Source organism: Streptomyces sp. NPDC002499 (assembly GCF_053595415.1).
This window is the reverse complement of the sequence record NZ_JBSFXO010000013.1, coordinates 240995-260901: the sequence shown is the minus strand read 5'-3', so window position 1 is coordinate 260901 and position 19907 is coordinate 240995. Positions and strand designations below refer to the sequence as shown.

Annotated in this window: 18 protein-coding genes and 1 pseudogene; 9 read left to right on the top strand and 10 right to left on the bottom strand. The window is 70.8% G+C overall.

Annotated features, from left to right (window positions below):
• Positions 1-2: 2 nt before the first annotated feature.
• Together ACWD5F_RS34530 and ACWD5F_RS34525 are read right to left on the bottom strand one after the other, a co-directional pair.
• A complete protein-coding gene (locus ACWD5F_RS34530) occupies positions 3-1340 on the bottom strand; it encodes a sensor histidine kinase (RefSeq protein WP_451260269.1) in 1338 nt (445 codons plus the stop codon).
• A 41-nt stretch (positions 1341-1381) separates the two neighbouring features.
• Positions 1382-2036, bottom strand: a pseudogene (locus ACWD5F_RS34525) (response regulator transcription factor).
• 162 nt (positions 2037-2198) lie between these two features.
• On the opposite strand from ACWD5F_RS34525, the gene ACWD5F_RS34520 reads away from it, so the two are divergent.
• Entirely contained in the window at positions 2199-2756 is a 558-nt protein-coding gene (locus tag ACWD5F_RS34520) for a hypothetical protein (RefSeq protein ID WP_451260268.1), read from the top strand.
• A 120-nt stretch (positions 2757-2876) separates the two neighbouring features.
• On the opposite strand, the gene ACWD5F_RS34515 is transcribed toward ACWD5F_RS34520, so the two are convergent.
• A complete protein-coding gene (locus ACWD5F_RS34515; protein WP_401722865.1) occupies positions 2877-4316 on the bottom strand; it encodes a gamma-aminobutyraldehyde dehydrogenase in 1440 nt (479 codons plus the stop codon).
• Positions 4317-4485: 169 nt separating this feature from the next.
• Between ACWD5F_RS34515 and ACWD5F_RS34510 the strand changes: the two genes are divergently transcribed.
• The 7 genes from ACWD5F_RS34510 (at position 4486) to ACWD5F_RS34480 (ending at position 11547) form a co-directional block, all read left to right on the top strand.
• Positions 4486-5004 (top strand): Lrp/AsnC family transcriptional regulator, encoded by a 519-nt coding sequence (locus tag ACWD5F_RS34510; protein ID WP_401722862.1) that lies wholly within the window; start codon positions 4486-4488, stop codon positions 5002-5004.
• Positions 4989-6371 (top strand): aspartate aminotransferase family protein, encoded by a 1383-nt coding sequence (locus tag ACWD5F_RS34505; RefSeq protein ID WP_401722859.1) that lies wholly within the window; start codon positions 4989-4991, stop codon positions 6369-6371. The genes ACWD5F_RS34510 and ACWD5F_RS34505 overlap by 16 nt, the downstream gene beginning before the upstream one ends.
• Before the next feature lie 386 nt (positions 6372-6757).
• The gene (locus tag ACWD5F_RS34500; protein WP_451260267.1) at positions 6758-7498 is read left to right on the top strand and encodes an ABC transporter ATP-binding protein; all 741 of its coding nucleotides are present in this window, start codon (positions 6758-6760) and stop codon (positions 7496-7498) included.
• On the top strand, positions 7480-9024 hold the full coding sequence (locus tag ACWD5F_RS34495; protein ID WP_451260266.1) for a hypothetical protein: 1545 nt from the start codon (positions 7480-7482) through the stop codon (positions 9022-9024). The genes ACWD5F_RS34500 and ACWD5F_RS34495 overlap by 19 nt, the downstream gene beginning before the upstream one ends.
• A 109-nt stretch (positions 9025-9133) precedes the next feature.
• On the top strand, positions 9134-9541 hold the full coding sequence (locus tag ACWD5F_RS34490) for a VOC family protein (RefSeq protein ID WP_451260265.1): 408 nt from the start codon (positions 9134-9136) through the stop codon (positions 9539-9541).
• A 22-nt stretch (positions 9542-9563) separates the two neighbouring features.
• A complete protein-coding gene (locus tag ACWD5F_RS34485) occupies positions 9564-10685 on the top strand; it encodes an LOG family protein (RefSeq protein WP_451260264.1) in 1122 nt (373 codons plus the stop codon).
• A 160-nt stretch (positions 10686-10845) separates the two neighbouring features.
• Positions 10846-11547, top strand: a complete 702-nt coding sequence (locus tag ACWD5F_RS34480) for an LAETG motif-containing sortase-dependent surface protein (RefSeq protein ID WP_451260263.1) — start codon at positions 10846-10848, stop codon at positions 11545-11547.
• Between the two features lie 110 nt (positions 11548-11657).
• On the opposite strand, the gene ACWD5F_RS34475 is transcribed toward ACWD5F_RS34480, so the two are convergent.
• The 5 genes from ACWD5F_RS34475 to rlmN form a co-directional block, all read right to left on the bottom strand.
• Positions 11658-12455, bottom strand: coding sequence for a maleylpyruvate isomerase family mycothiol-dependent enzyme (locus tag ACWD5F_RS34475; RefSeq protein WP_451260262.1), 798 nt, complete (start codon positions 12453-12455; stop codon positions 11658-11660).
• 92 nt (positions 12456-12547) lie between these two features.
• Positions 12548-13567 (bottom strand): ABC transporter ATP-binding protein, encoded by a 1020-nt coding sequence (locus ACWD5F_RS34470; RefSeq protein WP_451260352.1) that lies wholly within the window; start codon positions 13565-13567, stop codon positions 12548-12550.
• A 36-nt stretch (positions 13568-13603) separates the two neighbouring features.
• Positions 13604-15205 carry an ABC transporter permease gene (locus ACWD5F_RS34465; RefSeq protein WP_451260261.1) on the bottom strand — a complete coding sequence of 534 codons (1602 nt, stop codon included), beginning with the start codon at positions 15203-15205 and terminating at the stop codon, positions 13604-13606.
• Between the two features lie 62 nt (positions 15206-15267).
• On the bottom strand, positions 15268-16347 hold the full coding sequence (locus tag ACWD5F_RS34460; protein WP_451260260.1) for a thiamine ABC transporter substrate-binding protein: 1080 nt from the start codon (positions 16345-16347) through the stop codon (positions 15268-15270).
• A 127-nt stretch (positions 16348-16474) separates the two neighbouring features.
• Positions 16475-17581 carry a 23S rRNA (adenine(2503)-C(2))-methyltransferase RlmN gene (gene rlmN, locus ACWD5F_RS34455; protein ID WP_401722841.1) on the bottom strand — a complete coding sequence of 369 codons (1107 nt, stop codon included), beginning with the start codon at positions 17579-17581 and terminating at the stop codon, positions 16475-16477.
• Between the two features lie 140 nt (positions 17582-17721).
• Here rlmN and ACWD5F_RS34450 point away from each other — a divergent pair, with 140 nt between their 5' ends.
• The gene (locus tag ACWD5F_RS34450) at positions 17722-18087 is read left to right on the top strand and encodes a hypothetical protein (protein WP_451260259.1); all 366 of its coding nucleotides are present in this window, start codon (positions 17722-17724) and stop codon (positions 18085-18087) included.
• A gap of 75 nt (positions 18088-18162) precedes the next feature.
• Here ACWD5F_RS34450 and ACWD5F_RS34445 read toward each other — a convergent pair whose 3' ends face one another.
• Both ACWD5F_RS34445 and frr read right to left on the bottom strand, forming a co-directional pair.
• Positions 18163-19284, bottom strand: coding sequence for a phosphatidate cytidylyltransferase (locus ACWD5F_RS34445; protein WP_451260258.1), 1122 nt, complete (start codon positions 19282-19284; stop codon positions 18163-18165).
• Positions 19284-19841, bottom strand: a complete 558-nt coding sequence (gene frr, locus ACWD5F_RS34440; RefSeq protein WP_280880122.1) for a ribosome recycling factor — start codon at positions 19839-19841, stop codon at positions 19284-19286. The genes ACWD5F_RS34445 and frr overlap by 1 nt, the downstream gene beginning before the upstream one ends.
• Between the last annotated feature and the right edge of the window lie 66 nt (positions 19842-19907).

Sequence of the window (19907 nt, the reverse complement as noted above, 5' to 3'; positions counted from 1 at the left end):
GGTCAAGCCCGCGGCAAGGCCGGGCCGGCCGCCGCGACACCAGCCGCCCCCACCTCCGCCCCCGGCCCCGTTCCCATCCCCGCCCCCGTTCCCGTTCCCCAGCACGGCAGACTGACCTCCACCGTCAGCCCGCCCCGAGGCCGGGTCCGAGCCCATACGCGTCCCCCGTGCGCCGCGACGACGGCGGCGACGATCGACAGACCGAGCCCCACCCCGTCCCGCTCTCGCCCCCTCCCCCGCGAACCCTCCGCGCCCTGCGACATCGCGGACCCCTGCGCACCCCGTGCGCGAGCCCAGGCCTGCGGAGCGACACGCTCCGGCCCCACCCGCCGGAACGGCTCGAACAGCCCCGCCGCCTGGTCCGCCGGAATCACCGGCCCGCTGTTCTCGATCCGCAGCCCGGGCCGACCCACAGCGTCCACGCCCGTCCACACACTCACCCAACCCTCCTCCCCCGCCGGGAGGTTGTGGCGCACGGCGTTCTCGGTGAGGTTGACCACCAGCCGCTCGATCAGCTGCGGGTCCCCGAGCACGGGCGCCGGCTCCAGCCGGGCCTCGACCCGACAACCGCCCACCACCGGCAGCCGTTCCCGCACGATGGCCGTCAGGTCCACCAACTCCCGCCGCTCAAGCCCCCGTTGACTACGCGCCAACGTCAACAGCGCGTCGATCAGCCGCTCCTGCTCCTGCCCCACCGCCCGCACCCGCCGCAACGCACCCCGCAGCTCCTCCTCGGACGCATCCGGATCGGCCAAGGTCACGTCCACGACGGCCTGTTGGAGCGTGAGCGGAGTACGCAGCTCGTGCGAGGCATTGGCGACGAACTGCCGCTGCGCCTCGAACGCCCCCGCCAACCGGGCCAGTACGTCGTCGAAGGTGTCCGCCATCGCCTTCAACTCGTCGTCCGGCCCCGCCACGGCCAGCCGTTCGTGCAGATTGTCGGCCGAGATCCGCCGGGCGGTCGCGGTCATCGTCCGCAACGGTGCCAGCACCCGCCCGGCCATCACCCACCCCAGGGCGACGGAGGCCAGCGCCATCGCGGCGAGGGCGAGGGCCGCGTAGACGAGCAGGTCGTGCAACTGGTCCTGGCGGACGACCTCGGCGAAGGCGTTGATGGTGGCCGGGGCGGTGGGTGCGGCGCCCGCGCCCGGCAGACCGGGCCCCTCGACCGACGAGACGGTCCTGTGGACCCCCACGTTGTTCGCGGCGAGGAAGTAGACGAAGCCCAGCAGCAGCGCGCCCGCCGCCACGAACAGGGCGCTGTAGAGCAGGGTCAGCCGCCACCGGATGCTGCGCGGGCGCCACGCGGGCACCTTGGTGAGGCCGTTCCACGCGGACACCCTCGTCAGGCCGCTCCACCCGGTCACTTTCATAGGGCCGTTCACCGGATCCGGTACCCGGCCCGGTCCACCGTCTCGATCAACGGCGGCTCCCCCAGCTTCCGGCGCAGTCTGCTCACCGTGACCTTCACGGTCTGGCTGAAGGGGTCCGCCGCCTCGTCCCACCCCCGCTCCAGCAACTCCTCCGTGGACACCACCGCCCCCTGCGCCCCGAGGAGCAGTTCAAGCACGGCGAACTCCTTCGGACTGAGCGGGAGTTGGCCCCCGGCACGGCTGGACCCGGCGCGCCGGGTCCAGCCGGAGCTCGCCCCGGACCAGCACCGGCGGCAGCGCGGGCTGCGCACGACGCGCCAACGCCCGTATCCGCGCGACGAGTTCGGAGAAGGCGAACGGCTTGGAGAGATAGTCGTCGGCGCCGAGGCCAAGGCCCGCGACCCGGTCGGCCACCGTCCCGGACGCGGTGAGCATCAGCACCCGGGCCCGGCTGCCGCCCCCGGCCAGCCGCCGGCACACCTGATCGCCGTGCAGACCGGGCAGATCGCGGTCGAGCACGACGACGTCGTACCCGTTGATCTCGGCACGCTCCAGGGCGGTCGGTCCGTCGAAGGCGAGGTCGACCGCCATGCCCTCGCGGCGCAGCCCCGCGGCCACCGTCTCGGCTAGCTCTTCGTGGTCCTCGACCAGCAGCACACGCATGGCCGTCAGTGTGGCGGGCGGGGGGTTACACACGGATAAGGGAGGCCGTTCCGCTGCTGTAACCGCCCGGGGAGTTGCCTGAGATCCACCAGCAGCCGCAAGCACCCGCGACCGGCCGCATCCAACAGCGCCTCATCACAGGCCTGATGACAGGAGGAACCCATGCGCGCTCTGGCGACCCGTTCGCAGAGCCTCGCCCTCGGCATCGCCGTCCTGACGGCCGCCGCCCTCGGCACGGTCGGCGCGACGGCCGCCCAGGCGTCCGGCACCTCGACCACCAAGGCCGAGACCGGAACCTTCTCCCGGACCCCCGCCAAGGCCTCCACGGCCAAGCCCGCCGAGCCGCCCCGGAGCACCGGTTTCGGGGTGTCGTACCACCCGACCACGGACGCCCCGGACGACCTCAACGCCGCCAACGACGACTTCGCCGCCTGTATGAAGGAGCAGGGCCGGTCGGTCTTCCCGGACTTCGAGGCGTCCAAGGGCGACGACGGAGGCATCCTGCTGAAGGTGGGGATCAAGGGCTCGGACTTCGACCCGACGTCCAAGAGCTTCCGCAAGGCGCTCAAGGCCTGCGCCCCGATCCTGGCGAAGGCCGGCATCACCTTCCCGGACCCGGCCGACCTGCCGCCCCTGCCGACCCCGGGCAAGCCCGGAAAGCCCGGCAAGCCGGGTGAAGGCCTCCCGTCGCTGACCGAGAGCGGCTTCAGGACCGCCTGACCGTCACAGCCATCACGACCAGCACAGCCAGCACAGCCATCACGGAGGGGGAAAGGCGCGGCCCCGGACGGGAGTTCACCGTCCGGGGCCGCGCCTCGCACCCCTACAACCGCCGCAGGCCTACGCGTCGAGCGACGTCATCACGTGCTTGATCCGCGTGTAGTCCTCGAACCCGTACCCCGACAGGTCCTTGCCGTAGCCGGACTTCTTGAATCCGCCGTGCGGCATCTCCGCGACCAGCGGAATGTGCGTGTTGATCCACACGCACCCGAAGTCCAGCCGCTTGGACATCCGCATGGCCCGCCCGTGGTCCTTCGTCCACACCGAGGAGGCGAGCGCGTAGTCGACGCCGTTGGCCCACTCCACCGCCTGGTCCTCGTCCGTGAAGGACTGGACGGTGATGACCGGTCCGAAGACCTCGTTCTGGATGATCTCGTCGTCCTGCTTCAGGCCGGAGACGACGGTCGGCGCGTAGAAGTAGCCGACGTCACCGACCCGGTGGCCGCCCGCCTCCACCTTCGCGTGCGCGGGCAGCCGCTCGATGAACCCGGAGACCTGCTTGAGCTGGTTGGGGTTGTTGAGCGGGCCGAACAGCACGTCCTCGTCGTCCGGCTGCCCGGTCTTCGTCTCGGCCGCGGCCTTGGCCAGCGCCGCCACGAACTCCTCGTGGATGCCCTCCTGTACGAGCACCCGCGTGGCCGCCGTGCAGTCCTGGCCCGCGTTGAAGAAGCCCGCCACGGAGATGTCCTCGACGGCCTTGGCGATGTCGGTGTCCTCGAAGACGACGACCGGCGCCTTGCCGCCCAGCTCCAGGTGCACCCGCTTGACGTCCTTGGCCGCCGACTCGGCGACCGAGATGCCGGCCCGCACGGACCCGGTGATGGAGGCCATCGCCGGCGTGGGGTGCTCGACCATCAGGCGGCCGGTGTCGCGGTCGCCGGTGACGACGTTGAAGACGCCCTTGGGCACGATCGAGCCGATGATCTCCGCGATCAGGACCGTCGACGCCGGGGTCGTGTCCGACGGCTTCAGCACGACGGTGTTGCCCGCCGCGAGCGCCGGTGCGAACTTCCACACGGCCATCATCATCGGGTAGTTCCAGGGCGCGACCTGCGCGCAGACGCCGACCGGCTCGCGGCGGATGATCGACGTCATCCCGTCCATGTACTCGCCGGCCGAGCGCCCCTCCAGCATCCGGGCCGCGCCCGCGAAGAAGCGGATCTGGTCGACCATCGGCGGGATCTCCTCGGACCGCGTGAGCCCGATCGGCTTGCCGGTGTTCTCCACCTCGGCCGCGATCAGCTCCTCGGCGCGCTCCTCGAAGGCGTCCGCGATCTTCAGCAGGGCTCGCTGCCGCTCGGCCGGGGTGGCGTCGCGCCAGGCGGGGAAGGCGGCGGCAGCGGCGGCCATCGCCGCGTCCACGTCCGCCGGTCCGGACAGCGGCGCGGTCGCGTACGCCTCGCCCGTCGCGGGGTTGACCACCTCGGTGGTCCGTCCGTCGGCGGCGTCCTTGAACTCACCGTCGATGTAATTGCGCAGACGACGCAGCTCCGTGCTCACTGCCGGCCTCCTGTCAGGGTCGAACCGTCCATTGACTGAGACACCCACCCTAATCCGCCGCCCCACGTTTTCAACACCCCTGGTCCGCGCATTACTGCGAAATCCGTAGGTCTCCGTCACGTAAACAACGAATTTCATCGGTCCGCCCTTGCGGAACCGTTGAGGCCTCGTGCACAGTGAGGGCGTGGCCAGTCGAAGCGCAGAGCACAGGGACTCCCGCGAGTCCAGGAACGGCAGCAGCCCGCACCTGGACGCCGTCTCCCTCGCCATCATCGAGCAGCTCCAGGAGGACGGCCGGCGGCCGTACGCCGCGATCGGCAAGGCCGTCGGCCTGTCCGAGGCGGCGGTGCGCCAGCGCGTCCAGAAGCTGCTCGACCAGGGCGTGATGCAGATCGTCGCCGTCACGGACCCGCTCACCGTGGGCTTCCGCCGGCAGGCGATGGTGGGCGTCAACGTGGCGGGCGATGTCGAGTCCATAGCGGAAGCGCTGACCGACATGCCGGAGGTCGAGTACGTGGTGATGACCGCGGGCTCGTTCGACATCCTCGCCGAGATCGTCTGCGAGGACGACGACCACCTGCTGGACGTCATCAACAAACGCATCCGGTCACTGCCCGGCGTGCGCTCCACCGAAAGCTTCGTCTATCTGAAGCTGAAGAAGCAGACCTACATGTGGGGAACCCGATAACCGTGAGCCAGAAGGACCTCAGCAAGACCGCGTACGACCACCTGTGGATGCACTTCACCCGCATGTCCTCGTACGAGAACGCCCCGGTGCCGACGATCGTCCGCGGCGAGGGCACCTACATCTACGACGACAAGGGCAAGCGCTACCTCGACGGTCTCGCGGGCCTGTTCGTGGTCCAGGCCGGCCACGGCCGCGCCGAGCTGGCCGAGACCGCGGCCAAGCAGGCGCAGGAGCTCGCGTTCTTCCCCATCTGGTCGTACGCCCACCCGAAGGCGATCGAGCTGGCGGAGCGCCTGGCCCACCACGCCCCCGGCGACCTGAACAAGGTCTTCTTCACCACCGGTGGCGGCGAGGCCGTCGAGACCGCCTGGAAGCTGGCGAAGCAGTACTTCAAGCTCCAGGGCAAGCCGACCAAGTACAAGGTCATCTCCCGCGCGGTCGCCTACCACGGCACCCCGCAGGGCGCCCTGTCCATCACCGGACTCCCGGCCCTGAAGGCCCCGTTCGAGCCGCTGGTCCCGGGCGCGCACAAGGTGCCGAACACCAACATCTACCGCGCCCCGCTCTTCGGCGACGACCCCGAGGCCTTCGGCCGCTGGGCCGCCGACCAGATCGAGCAGCAGATCCTGTTCGAGGGCCCGGAGACAGTCGCCGCGGTCTTCCTGGAGCCCGTGCAGAACGCCGGCGGCTGCTTCCCGCCGCCGCCCGGCTACTTCCAGCGGGTCCGCGAGATCTGCGACCAGTACGACGTGCTGCTGGTGTCGGACGAGGTCATCTGCGCCTTCGGCCGCCTGGGCACGATGTTCGCCTGCGACAAGTTCGACTACGTGCCGGACATGATCACCTGCGCCAAGGGCATGACCTCGGGCTACTCCCCGATCGGCGCCTGCATCATCTCCGACCGCCTGGCCGAGCCGTTCTACAAGGGCGACAACACCTTCCTGCACGGCTACACCTTCGGCGGCCACCCGGTCTCCGCGGCGGTCGGCCTCGCCAACCTCGACATCTTCGAGCGCGAGGGCCTCAACCAGCACGTGCTCGACAACGAGGCCAACTTCCTGCAGACCCTGCAGAAGCTGCACGACCTCCCGATCGTCGGCGACGTCCGCGGCAACGGCTTCTTCTACGGCATCGAGCTGGTCAAGGACAAGGCCACCAAGGAGACCTTCACGGACGAGGAGTCGGAGCGCGTGCTCTACGGCTTCGTCTCCAAGAAGCTCTTCGAGTACGGCCTCTACTGCCGCGCCGACGACCGCGGTGACCCGGTCATCCAGCTGTCGCCGCCGCTGATCTCCGACCAGTCGACCTTCGACGAGATCGAGGGAATCGTCCGCCAGGTCCTGACGGAGGCGTGGACGAAGCTCTAGCCTCCGGCGATTCAGCCGTTCAGCCGTTAATACGGCCCGGGGTGCGCCCATGCGAGTGAGATGGGCGCACCCCGGGCCGTGTGCTGTCCGGGGTCGTACCCCCGGCTCCCTAGGGTCTGTCCGGCGGATCAGGTCGGCTGTGAGGCGCGGTGCCTCTTGGCCGAGCCGAGCGGGGTCTGGTGCGTGCATCTGCAAGGCGGAGGAGGGAGTCGACGCGGAGCGTCGGCGACCGACGACAACGCCGCAGATGCGCGTGCCAGAACCCGCGACGCCGAGCTGATCCGCCGGACAGGCCCTGGCGTGCCTGGTAACCGATCGGCCCTCTTCTCGTTCCCCCGCACGGGGGATTGGCACGGGAAATACGGATCTGAACGAGGTGTACGCGGATGGTGGCCCCGCCGGACAACGACGTGCTCTGGGCACGCGCCCTGCACTTCCAGCACAAGGACGGCTCGCCCGCGCTCAGCGGTGTCTCGCTCGGCGTCCAGCAGGGCGAGATCCTCGCCGTCAGCGGCCCCCGGGGCAGCGGCAAGACGACCCTGCTGCGCTGTCTGTCGGGGCTGGTGCCCGCCCAGCGCGGTGAGGTGTGGTTCAACAGCGTGCCGGTGCACACCATGGGCCCGATGACCCGCGAACGGCTGCGCCGCGACCGCTTCGGCTGGATCGACCCGGCGCCCCTGCTGGTGCCCGAACTCAACGTCTGGGAGAACGCCGCCCTCCCCCTGATGCTGCGCGGCACCAGCCGCCGGCGCGCCAAGGTCGCCGCCCTGGAGTGGCTGGAGCGCCTCGACATCGGCGACCGGGCCCGCAAGCGCCCGCACGAACTCCGCCAGTCGGAACGCCAGCGCGTGGCCATCGCCCGCGCGCTCGCCCCGGCGCCCACGGTCCTGTTCGCGGACGAGCCGACGGCCCCGCTGCACCGCGCCGACCGCGCGCAGGTGCTGCGCACGCTCACCACGGCGGCCCGTTCGCACGGCATCACGGTCGTGCTCGCCACCCACGACGCGGACACGGCGGCCCTGGCGGACCGCACGATCACGCTGTTGGACGGACGACGCGTGAACACCGTCCACCTGCCCCCGGTCACCGAGTCGGAAGGCCGGCCCGAGTGCTCGCTCTCCGTCTGAGCCGCGGCGCCCACCCGGCCGTACAACTGCGCCGTCTGCTGGTCGCGGTGGCCTCGGCGGGCACCGGGTTCCTGCTCCTGTGCACCCTCGGCTACGCGATGAGCCACCCGGACAACGCCGGCGGCTCGCTGCTGCGTCTGGCCTGGTGTCTGACCCCGCTCGCGGCCACCGTCCACTTCGCCGTCGCGGTGGCCCGCACGGACCCCGCCACCAGGCCGCGCCCCGGTCTCGCGGCGATCGGCCTGGGCCCGGCCCGCCTGATGGCCGTATCGGCCCTCACCACGGCGCTGTCCTGCGTCCTCGGCTCGATGCTCGCCCTCCTCTTCTTCCTGCACCTCCGCGGCGACCTCACGGGCATGCCGTTCGACGGCGCGGCCTCCCAATTCCTCGCGGCGGACAGCCCGTTGCCCCTCCCGGCAGCCCTGACCCTGCTGTCCCTGGTCCCGGCGATCGCGTCGGCGACGGTGGCACTGGTCCTCCGCCCCCGAGACCTCCACCGACCCCAACCCCGCACCCTGGGCCGGGCATACGGCCGCTTCGGGGCGTACACCCGCCCGAACGACCGAGAAACCTTCGGCGCCTACGGCCGCTTCGGCGCCCGCCTCCGGCGCACAGAACCCGACGCGGAGACCGCCGTACCGCCTGGCGCGGAGCCCGCAGCCCCCATCCCCGCACCACCTGCGGGCAGTCGTGCGGCAGGAGCGGCCCTTAACTCCCCTGAGCCTGCGGGCAGTCGTGCCGCTAGGGCGGCACGGGTGGGCGCAGGCGGCACCCCGCACGCGCGGGCAAGCGAACCCACCCCCCCAGCGCCAACGGGCAGCACCTCACCGACGCAGGCAAGCGAAGCCGACCATCCAGCCGACACCGACCGCACCTCTGAAACGCCGCCCCACCCCAACACCCCCTCCACCCCACCGCGCAGCGCAACCGCCGGCCTCCCCTGGGGCATCGCCATCCTCGCCGCCGGCCTGGCAGTAGAGGCATACGCGAGCCGCACCACCCCCACCCCCCGCCTCGCCCTCCCCGGCGGAGTCACCACCGGCACCCCCGCCATCCTCACCGGCTTCGCGCTCGCCGCCCTCGGCCTCGCCCTCGCCGCCCCCGGCCTCACCCACCTCTGCGGACGCCTCCTCCAGTCCGCCCGCCCCGGCGCCCTGCGCCTGCTCGCCGGCCGCGTCCTCATGGAGGAGTCCACCCGCATCGGCCGCCCCCTCGGCATCGTCTGCGCCGTGGCCGCCGGCGCGTACGCCATGACCGCGCTCTACGACACCGGCGGCCCCGACTTCGGCCCCCTGACCACCCTCGGCACCCTCCTGGTCACCGGCTGCACCGTGGCCACCCTGCTGACCGCGGCCGTCGAGGCGAAGCACGCCCGCGCCGAGACCACCGCCGCGCTCGTCCGTCTCGGCGCCCCGGCCACGATGCTGCGCAGCGCCGCCGCGATCCGGGCCGGCGCCCTGCTGGCACTGTTCGTCCCGCTGACCCTGGTCGTGGCCGAACTGGCGGCCCTGCCGCTGACCCGCTGACCCGCTGACTCACTGACCCGCGAAAAAAATCTCCGGGCACCGATGAGTTGTGCGCAGCCCCCCGGTCTACCCCACCGAACGACACACACTCGACGGGAGCCTTCCAGCCATGTACCAGCAGATGATCTTCGTGAACCTGCCCGTGTCCGACCTCGACGCCTCCAAGAAGTTCTTCACGGACCTCGGCTACTCGATCAACGCCCAGTTCAGCGACGAGAACGCGGCCTCCGTCGTGATCAGCGAGACGATCGTGGCGATGCTCCTCACCAAGCCGTTCTACTCGACCTTCACCAAGAAGGAGATCGTGGACGCGACCAAGAGCACCCAGGTGCTGCTGTGTCTGAGCGCCGAGAGCCGCGAGAAGGTCGACGAGCTGGTGAACAAGGCGGTCGCGGCGGGCGGCACGGCCAACGACGACGTCCAGGACCAGGGCTTCATGTACGGCCGTTCCTTCGACGACCTCGACGGCCACTCCTGGGAGATCGTGTGGATGGACCCGGCGGCGGTCGAGGGCTGACGGTCGTGCCTAGCATGGGCCCGTGCAGACGAGCCCGGCCCATGCGGCCCCCCACGACGAACGCGAGATCGAGACGGTCGAGGACTTCGACGCGACCGTCTCGGCCCGCGGCACCCTCGCCGGACACCGCGTCCAGGCCGTCGATCTGACGGACCGTACGCGGGAGTTGCTCGCCACCGACACCGCCGGCGCCGTCTTCCTCGGCTGCCCGATGCGCGAAGAGGCCGCGGCGAAGGTCCGTGCCGACGGCGCCCTGGTCTTCCCGCCGGTCCCGAACCTGCCCTTCGACCCCTACCGCGGCCGGCTCTACACACCCGACGAGCTGTTCGCCTCGCTCGACAAGGGGTACGAGCAGACCCCGGACGCGCTCGCGTACGCCTGGTTCCAGCGGACCAGGGCCGACGGCGACATATACGCGTCGATGCTGCGCGCCGTCCACGACGACTCGGTCTCCGACGCCCTCGACGAACTCCTGCGCGGGGCGCGGGTGGTGGGCGTGATGGGCGGCCACGCGATGGCGCGCGGGACGGACGCGTACGCCGGTGCCGCGCGCCTCGGGCGTGAACTGAGCCGCGCGGGCCTCACCGTGGCGACCGGCGGCGGCCCCGGCGCGATGGAGGCGGCGAACCTGGGCGCGTACGTGGCGCCCTACGAGGACGCCGTGCTGGACGAGGCGTGCGAACTGCTGGCCGCCTCCCCGTCGTTCAGCCCCTCGATCACCGACTGGGCCCGACGCGCCTTCGAGGTGCGTGCCCGCTGGCCCAAGGGCAACCACTCGATCGGCATCCCGACGTGGTTCTACGGCCACGAGCCGCCGAACCCCTTCGCCTCGCACATCGCCAAGTACTTCGCCAACGCCACCCGCGAGGACGGCCTGCTGGCCCGCTCCAACGCGGGCGTGGTCTTCCTGCCGGGCGCCGCCGGGACCGTACAGGAGATCTTCGACAACGCGACGCCCAACTACTACGAGTCACGCGGCGAACCGACGCCCATGGTGCTGGTCGATCGCGCGCACTGGACGGAGCGGCTGCCGGCGTGGCCCCTCTTGCGGGCGCTCGCCCGGGAACGGTCGATGGAGTCCCGTATCGCCCTCGTTGACCGGATCGAGGAGGCTCCGGAGGCCTTGAAACGTCTCGGAGGTTAATAAGACGGCAAAGCCAACGCTCCAAGTGTGCATATGCATTGACACTCCTTATGGAACGCTTATAGACCTGTGAGCCTCCTGGGGAACGTGAAGCCTCAACACAACTTCGCCTCGCTTCCCCTTCAAGCCCCCCGCAGTTGCTCATCCGTGAAGGGCAAACGTGTCCATATCTCGCCGCACCGCACGCCGTTCAGCGCGCGTCCTGGGCGTTGCCGCCGCCACCACCGCTCTCGCGCTGGGAGTCGCCGGTAACGCGCTCGCCTGCAACATCAACGAGTTCTCCGCCGAAGCCAAGTGCGACGGCAGCAAGGGCGTCATCACCGTCACCGACAAGGACGCCTCCGGTACCCCCGCGACCATCACCGTGTTCCTCGAGAGCAACGGCGCCGACTCCAAGCAGGTCGGGGAGCAGGACGTCGTCGGTTCCCGTGAAGGTGTCACCATCACCTTCAACGAGGACTGGTCGCCGAACGCGGAGTACCGCATCCACGTCACGGCCGGGAAGGACAAGGAACACCCGATCGTCGACAAGGACATCGCGGACAACCTGAAGACCCCGTCCGCCGGTTGCTCGAAGGACGAGACGACTCCGCCGGCCACCACGCCGCCGCCGTCGGAGGAGACCACTCCCCCGGCCGAGGAGTCCGAGAGCCCGACTCCGTCGCCGTCGGAGAGCACCACCGCTCCGGCCGACACCCCGAGCAACGCGCCGTCCCCCGCGGTCGGTGACTCCAACCTGGCCGAGACCGGTGCCAACTCCAACACCCCGATGATCGCCGGTGTCGCCGGTGCCCTCGTCGTCGTCGGTGGCGGAGCCGTCTTCTTCGGCATGCGCCGTCGTGGAGCCAACAGCGGTCGCTGACGCCTCCCGTAGGTCACGCGTGTGGCCCGTCCCCGGAACACCGAGGGGGCGGGCCACAGGCATGTCACCGTGCCCGCGGCATGTCCCGATGCCAGGAGCGGGCCGCGGCCTCAGAACGTCGCCCGCTCCAGCCAGAACTCCAGCAGCTCACGCTCGCCGAGCACCTCCAACTCCGGGCTGTCCAGCGGCAGCCGACGGTAGAAGCCGAGCAGCACGGAGGTGAGCGGCCCGCGCAGGGCCACGGTCGCGCGCTCGTGGCCGCGCCGCCAGGTGACCCCGTCCTCGGTGAGCTCGACGAGCCACTCGGCGTCGAGCCCGGCATCGGTGTCGGTGGCGTGCAGATGGATGCTGCGGCGGCCGGGTCCGCGCAACTCCTCGGCCGCCGGGTGCGGTCGCGTCCGCTGGATGTACGTCACGATCTCCAGCCACTCGTCGAGCGCGTCCGCGGCCACCTCCGGCGCGACCGCGTAGGGCAGTCCGGCGGCGAGTGTGGCGTCGGCGCGGTGGACGGTGACCTCGTGGGTCATACGACGGGCCCAGAAGCCCGCGTCGTGCACTCCGGCCCACCCCCAGACCTTCGTGTCCGGTCCGGCCTCCCGCAGCGTCTCCACGACCGCCTCAGCGGTCTCGGCGAGCCACGCGTCCAGCGCGGCGGCGTCACCCCGAGCCTCGGGGCCGCCGATCCCGGGCACCTGTTCGCCCGGTACGGCCTCCTGGGCCCGCGTGCGCACCAGGTACTCCGTCCAGCGCAGGGCCACGCCCGTATGCCGTACGAGCTGTTCCAGCGACCAGTCCGGACAGGTCGGTACGGTCGCGGAGAGATCGGCGCCGGACGTCACCACGGCTCTCAACTCGGCGGCCTGGTGGGCGATCTCGGCGCAGTAGCGGTCATGTGCGAGCAGCGTCATGCCCGCACCCTACGGAGACGCCGACCGGCCGAGCACGACATTTAGCCGGGTACGAGGACCAGCCGAGCACGGCATTCGACCGGGTACGAGAATCAGCCGAGCACGACGATCTCGGCCCCGTCGAACTCCACCCCGACCGCGTCCCCCACCTCCGGCGCCTCCCGGAGCGCGCAGGCCGCCTCCAGGCGCGGCGCGTCCTGGGGCTGGAGGTGCACGGCGACATGGGTGCCCTTGAAGGTGCGCGCGGTCACCGTGCAGCGCAGTCCTTCGTCGGCGGGCAACAGGCGTACGCCGGCAGGCCGTACGAGGAGCGTGCGCGGCCCCTGGAGGGCGCCCTCGGGCACGGGGAGCTTGCCCCAGGGTGTGACCGCGACCTGCCCGGCCACCGTGCCCTCGACCACGTTGTCGAAGCCGAGGAACCGGGCCACGAACTCGTCCACCGGCCGCTGCCACACCTCAAGGGGCGTACCGGACTGGGCGATCCGCCCGTCCCGCATCACCACGACCCGGTCGGCGAGCGCGAAGGCCTCGCCCTGGTCGTGGGTCACGGCGAGCACGGTGGTGCCCAACCGGCCGAACAGCTCGCGGAGTTCGACGACCAGCCGCTCCCGCAGCGACCGGTCGAGCTGCCCGAGCGGCTCGTCCAGCATCAGCAGCCGCGGCCGGGGCGCCAGCGCACGGGCGAGCGCCACGCGCTGCTGCTCACCGCCGGAGAGCGAGCCCACGGCCCGGCGTCCCGCACCCGGCAGCCCGACGAGGTCGAGCAACTCCCCTACGCGCTCCGCCTGTTCGCCCTTCGCCGCGCCGTGCATGCGCAGCCCGAAGGCCACGTTGCCGCCCACGTCCCGCTGCGGGAACAGCTGGTGGTCCTGGAACATCAGGCCCACGCCCCGCCGGTGCGCCGGCACCCCCGCCTGGTCGTGCCCGTCGAGCAAAACCCGTCCGGCGGTGAGGGGTTGCAGGCCGGCCACCGCCCGCAGCAACGTCGACTTGCCGCTGCCGCTCGGGCCGAGCACGCACACGATCTCGTGCTCGGCGACATCGAGCCCGACGGCGTCGAGCACGGCCCGCTCACCGAACCGCACGGTCGCGTCCTCAAGGCTCAGCAGCATGTTCGGCGGCACGTCGGCCGGCATGTCGGGCGCCATCTAGAACTCCCCCGTCCGGTCGGTGCGGAGCCGCTCAAGGACCAGCAGCGCCACCGCGCACACCACCATCAGAATCGTCGAAAGGGCCATCGCCTGGCCGTAGTTGAGGTCGCCGGGCCGTCCGAGAAGCCGCGCCACCGCGACCGGCAGGGTCGGGTTGTCGGGCCGCGCGATGAACACCGTCGCCCCGAACTCCCCCAGCGACACCGCGAACGCGAACCCGGCCGCGACCAGCAACGCCCGCCGCACCAGCGGCAGATCGACCTCGCGCCACACCCGCCAGGGCGAGGCCCCGAGCACCGCCGCCGCTTCCCTGAGCCGCCCGTCCACGGCCCTCAGCACGGGCAGCATGGTCCGTACGACGAACGGGACGCCCACCAGCGCCTGCGCCAGCGGCACCAGGATCCAGCTGCTCCTGAGGTCCAGCGGCGGCTCGTCCAGGGCGATCAGGAAGCCGAACCCGACGGTCACCGCGGACACCCCGAGCGGCAGCATCAGCAGCGCGTCGAAGCCCCGCACCAGCCGGCCGGCGTCCCGGCGGGCGAGGGCCGCGGCGGCCAGACCTCCGATCAGCACGGCGATCCCGGTCGCGGCGAGGGCGTATTCGAGGGAGTTGCCGACCGCCTCGATCGGCGGGACGAGGAAGGTCCCGCCGTCCTCGGAGGTGAGGGCCCGGTAGTAGCCGAAGTCCGGGGCGTCCAGGGACCGTTGCACCAGCACGGCCAGCGGCAGCACGAGGAGGACGAGGACGGTGGCGAGGACGGTGGCCAGCAGCGCCCACTGCCGGGCCCCGCGCGGCCGGTGCGCCGTCGTCGACGCGTCCACCAGCCGCAGCGCGGCCTCCCTGCGCCGTACGGTCCAGGCGTGCACGGCGAGGATCGCGCCGACCGCGGCGAACTGGACGATCGTGAGGACGGCGGCCGTGGAGAGGTCGAAGATCTCGGAGGTCTGCCGGTAGATCTCCACCTCCAGGGTGGAGAAGGTCGGCCCGCCGAGGATCTGCACCACCCCGAAGGAGGTGAAGGTGAACAGGAAGACCATCAGCGCGGCGGCGGCCACGGCGGGCGCGAGCGCGGGCAGGACCACCTTGCGCCAGGCCCGCAGCGGCGAGGCACCGAGCATCCGGGCGGCCTCCTCCTGCCGCGGGTCCAGCTGCGCCCACAGGCCGCCCACGGTCCGTACGACGACCGCGTAGTTGAAGAAGACGTGCGCGAGCAGAATGGCCCAGACGGTCGTGTCCAGCCGTACGCCCCACAGTTCGTCGAGGAGTCCCCCGCGCCCGACCAGCGCCAGGAACGCCGTGCCGACGACGACCGTCGGCAGCACGAAGGGGACGGTGACGACCGCGCGCAGGACGTGTCTGCCGGGGAAGTCGTAGCGGGCGAAGACATAGGCGCCGGGCAGGGCGATCGCCAGCGTGAGCGCGGTGGAGGCGAGCGCCTGCCAGGTGGTGAACCACAGCACGTGCCGGATGTCGGACTGCCCGAGGACATCCACGATCCGCCCGAGGTGCCACACCCCGTCGACCTTGAGGCCGCGCGCGACGATCGCGGCGACCGGCCAGGCGAAGAAGACACCGAAGAACGCGACGGGCAGGGCCATGAGCCCGAGCCGCGCCGCGTTCCCCGTACGGCTCGCGCGAACCGCCGGGCCGGCTACATCGGTTACTTCAGTACGAGTGAGGTCCACGACTTGACCCACTGGTCGCGGTCGGCGGCGATCTTGTCGGGGGCCACGGTCTCGGGATCCTCGGCGGCGGGCCCGTACTTCGTGAACTCGGCGGGCACGGTCGCCCCCTTGAGCACCGGGTAGACGAACATGTTCAGCGGCATGTCCTCCTGGAACTCCTTGGAGACCAGGAAGTCGATGAGCGCCTTGCCGCCCGCGGTGTTCTTCGCGTTGCTGAGCAGGCCCGCGAACTCGATCTGCCGGAAGCAGGTGCCCGCCGCGACGCCGGTCGGCGCGGTCGTCGGCTTCGGGTCGGCGTAGATCACCTCGGCGGGCGGCGAGGAGGCGTACGACACGACGAGCGGCCGGTCGGCCTTGGCCTTCTTGCCGCCGGCGGACCCGGAGAACTCCTCGTTGTAGGCCTGCTCCCAGCCGTCGACGACCTTCACGCCGTTCGCCTTGAGCTTCTTCCAGTAGCCCTCCCACCCGTCGTCGCCGTACTTCGCGGCGGTCCCGAGCAGGAAGCCGAGACCGGGCGAGGAGGTCGCCGCGTTCTCGGTGACGAGGAGGTTCTTGTAGGCGGGCTTGATCAGATCGTCGTAGGAGGCGGGCGGGGCCAGCTTGTGGTCCGCGAAGTACTTCTTGTCGTAGTTGACGCAGATGTCGCCGTAGTCGATAGGCGTGACCCGGTGCTTGCCGGCGTCGAGCTGGTACGCGGTCTCGACCTGGCCGAGCCCCTTGGCCTCGTACGGCTGGAACAGCCCGTTGTCGAGCGCCCGGGACAGCAGGGTGTTGTCGACGCCGAAGAAGACGTCGCCCTGGGGGTTGTCCTTGGTGAGGATGGCCTTGTTGACGGCCTGTCCGGCGTCGCCGTCCTTGAGGACCCGCACCTTGTACCCGGACCGCTTCTCGAAGTCCTGGAGCACGCTCTTGGAGACGGCCCACGAGTCGTGGCTGACGAGCGTGACGGTCTTGGAGCCGGCGGACGAGCCGCTGCCGCCGTCGGACGACCCGCACGCGCAGAGCGTGCCGAGACCGAGGCAGACGACGGCAGCCCAATACTTCTTGGTGTTCACAGTGATGACCGAACTTCCTACCCAGAATGACCTGGGCGAGGTTCAGAGGGTCTGCGGCCCGGTTGCCGCACTCTCAGCGCTGTCGCGCTCCCCTGTCGGATATGAAGATGTACGTACGGACTAAAGATTACCGCTCGGTGGCCGCGAGCTGGCCACAGGCCCCGTCGATCTCCTGACCACGGGTGTCCCTGACGGTGACCGGCACCCCGTGCGCCGCGATGGCCTCGACGAACGCCTTCTCGTCCTCGGGCCGGGACGCGGTCCACTTCGAGCCCGGGGTCGGGTTCAGCGGAATCAGGTTGACGTGCACGGGCTTGCCCCGGAGCAGTCGGCCCAGCCGGTCCCCGCGCCACGCCTGGTCGTTGATGTCCCGGATGAGCGCGTACTCGATCGACAGCCGGCGCCCGCTCCTCTGCACGTACTCGAACCCGGCGTCGAGGACCTCGCGCACCTTCCACCGCGTGTTCACGGGGACGAGGGTGTCGCGCAGCTCGTCGTCGGGCGCGTGCAGCGAGATCGCGAGCCGGCACTTGAAGCCCTCGTCGGCGAACCGGTGGATGGCGGGCACGAGCCCGACCGTCGACACGGTGATCCCGCGCTGCGACAGCCCGAGCCCGTCGGGGGCGGGGTCGGTGAGCGCGCGAATGGACTGCACGACCCGCTTGTAGTTGGCGAGCGGCTCGCCCATCCCCATGAAGACGATGTTGGACAGCCGCGCGGGGCCGCCCGGCACGTCCCCGTCCCGCAGCGCCCGCATCCCGTCCACGATCTGGTGGACGATCTCGGCGCTGGACAGATTCCGGTCGAGCCCCGCCTGCCCGGTGGCGCAGAACGGACAGTTCATCCCGCACCCGGCCTGCGAGCTGATGCACATGGTCACCCGGTCCGGGTACCGCATCAGCACCGACTCGACGAGCGTCCCGTCGAACAGCCGCCACAGCGTCTTACGGGTGGTGCCCTCGTCGGTCGACAGATGCCGTACGACGGTCATCAGCTCGGGCAGCAGCGCGTCGCGCAGCTTCTCCCGCGAGCCGGCCGGGATGTCGGTCCACTCGGCCGGGTCGTGCGCGTACCGCGCGAAGTAGTGCTGCGAGAGCTGCTTGGCACGAAACGGCTTCTCCCCGACCTCGGCCACGGCGTCCTTGCGCTCGGCGGGAGTGAGATCGGCGAGATGCCGCGGCGGCTTCTTGGCTCCGCGCGGGGCTACGAAAGTGAGTTCTCCGGGTGCAGGCATAACCCGTCCAGTGTCGCAGATCCCCCGGTGTAGCCCACTCCACTGTGGATACGGGTACGTACGCCATCGTCCCGGCACCCCTCGCCCCGGAATCGTGGACCCCACAGAGCAGCACCCACGCCATCCACGAGGGGACCGTCATGGCCGCCGACCTCCGACGCCGACGCCGTTTCACCACCATCGCCACCGCCGTGGCAGCCGTCGCCCTGACCGCCGGGCTCGCCACCGGGTGCGACCCCGACGACCCCGACTCCATCGACAACTCGCTGGACTGCGCGCGCGGCTACGACGACTTCGTCGACAGCCTCAGGGCGATCCATGAGGCGCCCGACTCCGAGAAGCTCGACGAGATCGAGGTCAGGACCGACGACAGCAAGGTCGGGAAGGCCGTGCGGGACCTGAACAAGGCGATCGCCGACTACAACAAGGCCGTTCTCGACGGCGAGCACCCCGACTCCGACGCGATCGACAAGGCGGCCGACAAGTTCAAGGACGTCTGCTCATAGAAGGACGTCTGCTCCTGGGACGCGCTGGAGCCCCCGCCCGACAAGCAGGGCAGGGGCTCCAGCGCTTCGTTTCCGTCAGCCGGACCCGACGAACAGCACCAGCAGCAGCCACACCACCGGAGCCGTCGGCAGGAGGGAGTCCAGGCGGTCCATGATGCCGCCGTGGCCGGGCAGCAGCGTGCCCATGTCCTTGATGCCGAGGTCCCGTTTGATCATCGACTCGCCGAGGTCGCCCAGCGTGGCGCTGGCCGCGACCGCGAGACCCAGCAGCAGACCCTGCCACCAGGTGCCGTCGTCGATCAGGAACTGCATGAGCAGCGCGCCCGCCACCATGGCGAAGCTCACCGCGCCGAACAGCCCCTCGCGGGTCTTGCCGGGACTGATGCGCGGCGCGAGCTTGTGCCGGCCGAAGCGCCAGCCGACGGCGTACGCGCCCGTGTCGCTCACCACGGTCAGCACCAGGAACGTCAGGACCCGCCAGGCCCCGTCGTCGGCCATCAGCATCATCGCGACGAACGTGGCCAGGAACGGCACGTAGAAGGCGGCGAAGACGCCCGCCGTGACGTCCTTGAGGTAGCCCTCCGGCGGTTCCGTCATACGCCATACGAGGACGGCGAGCGCCGTGAGCGCCATGGCGACCCAGGCGCCCTCGGCGCCCCGGACGTACCCGGCGACGACCATCGCCGCGCCGCCGAGCGCCAGCGGGACCAAGGGTGCCTTGATGCCCTTGCGCTCCTGGAGCCGACTGGTCAGCTCCCAGAGGCCGACGACGACGGCGACCGCTATCACCCCGACGAAGGCGGCCTTGACGACGAACAGGGACGCGACGATCACGGCACCGAGCCCGACGCCGACCCCTATGGCCGCACCCAGGTCGCGTCCCGCGCTCTTCTTCTGCGGGCGGGGCGCCGGCTGCGGGGCGTCGGACATGGGCTCCGGATTCTGCGGCGCGGCGTAGGGCTGCGCCTGCGGCGATTCGTCGCGGAACAAGGGACCGCCCGTGCGAGCGGCCCCCCGGTCGTCATCCTGGTCTCCGCCGTACGCGGGTCCGTCGGGCACGATGGGCATGGGGCGAGTCTGCTGCGCCTCAGGCGCATCGTAGGCGGGACCCGCCGGGGCAGCCCCCTGGACAGGCCCCTGGTCGGACGGCCCCCAGTACCCGGTCTGTGGCGGCGCACCCCAGGAAGAGTCGTTCATCAGACCTCGAGCAGCTCCGCTTCCTTGTGCTTCAGGAGCTCGTCCACCTGGGCGACGTACTTGTGCGTGGTGTCGTCGAGCTCCTTCTCCGCACGGCGGCCCTCGTCCTCACCGATCTCGCCGTCCTTGATCAGCTTGTCGATGGTGTCCTTGGCCTTGCGGCGGACCGAGCGGATCGAGATCTTGGAGTCCTCGGCCTTGGTCCGGGCGACCTTGATGTAGTCCTTGCGGCGCTCCTCGGTCAGCTCGGGGAACACCACCCGGATGATATTGCCGTCGTTGCTCGGGTTGACGCCCAGGTCCGAGTCGCGGATCGCCTGCTCGATGTTGCGCATGGCGGTCTTGTCGAACGGGGTCACCACGGCCATGCGCGGCTCCGGCACGGAGAACGAAGCCAGCTGGTTGATCGGCGTCGGCGCACCGTAGTAGTCGGCCACGATCTTGTTGAACATCGCCGGGTGCGCTCGACCGGTACGGATCGCGGCGAAGTCCTCCTTGGCGACCACGACGGCCTTCTCCATCTTCTCCTCGGCCTCGAGGAGGGTCTCTTCGATCACCACTTGCTCCTGCGTGTCTTGAGTGAGGCCCGGCTGCGGTTCCTTGATGGGGCGGCGGCCGGCTGC

Bases quoted from the DNA above. Each gene is read 5' to 3' on its own strand.
- ACWD5F_RS34520 (WP_451260268.1), top strand. From the start codon at position 2,199: ATGCGCGCTCTGGCGACCCGTTCGCAGAGCCTCGCCCTCGGCATCGCC.
- ACWD5F_RS34500 (WP_451260267.1), top strand. From the start codon at position 6,758: ATGGTGGCCCCGCCGGACAACGACGTGCTCTGGGCACGCGCCCTGCAC.
- ACWD5F_RS34490 (WP_451260265.1), top strand. From the start codon at position 9,134: ATGTACCAGCAGATGATCTTCGTGAACCTGCCCGTGTCCGACCTCGAC.
- ACWD5F_RS34475 (WP_451260262.1), bottom strand. From the start codon at position 12,455: ATGACGCTGCTCGCACATGACCGCTACTGCGCCGAGATCGCCCACCAG.
- ACWD5F_RS34470 (WP_451260352.1), bottom strand. From the start codon at position 13,567: ATGCTGCTGAGCCTTGAGGACGCGACCGTGCGGTTCGGTGAGCGGGCC.
- ACWD5F_RS34465 (WP_451260261.1), bottom strand. From the start codon at position 15,205: ATGGCCCTGCCCGTCGCGTTCTTCGGTGTCTTCTTCGCCTGGCCGGTC.
- rlmN (WP_401722841.1), bottom strand. From the start codon at position 17,581: ATGCCTGCACCCGGAGAACTCACTTTCGTAGCCCCGCGCGGAGCCAAG.
- ACWD5F_RS34450 (WP_451260259.1), top strand. From the start codon at position 17,722: ATGGCCGCCGACCTCCGACGCCGACGCCGTTTCACCACCATCGCCACC.
- ACWD5F_RS34445 (WP_451260258.1), bottom strand. From the start codon at position 19,284: ATGAACGACTCTTCCTGGGGTGCGCCGCCACAGACCGGGTACTGGGGG.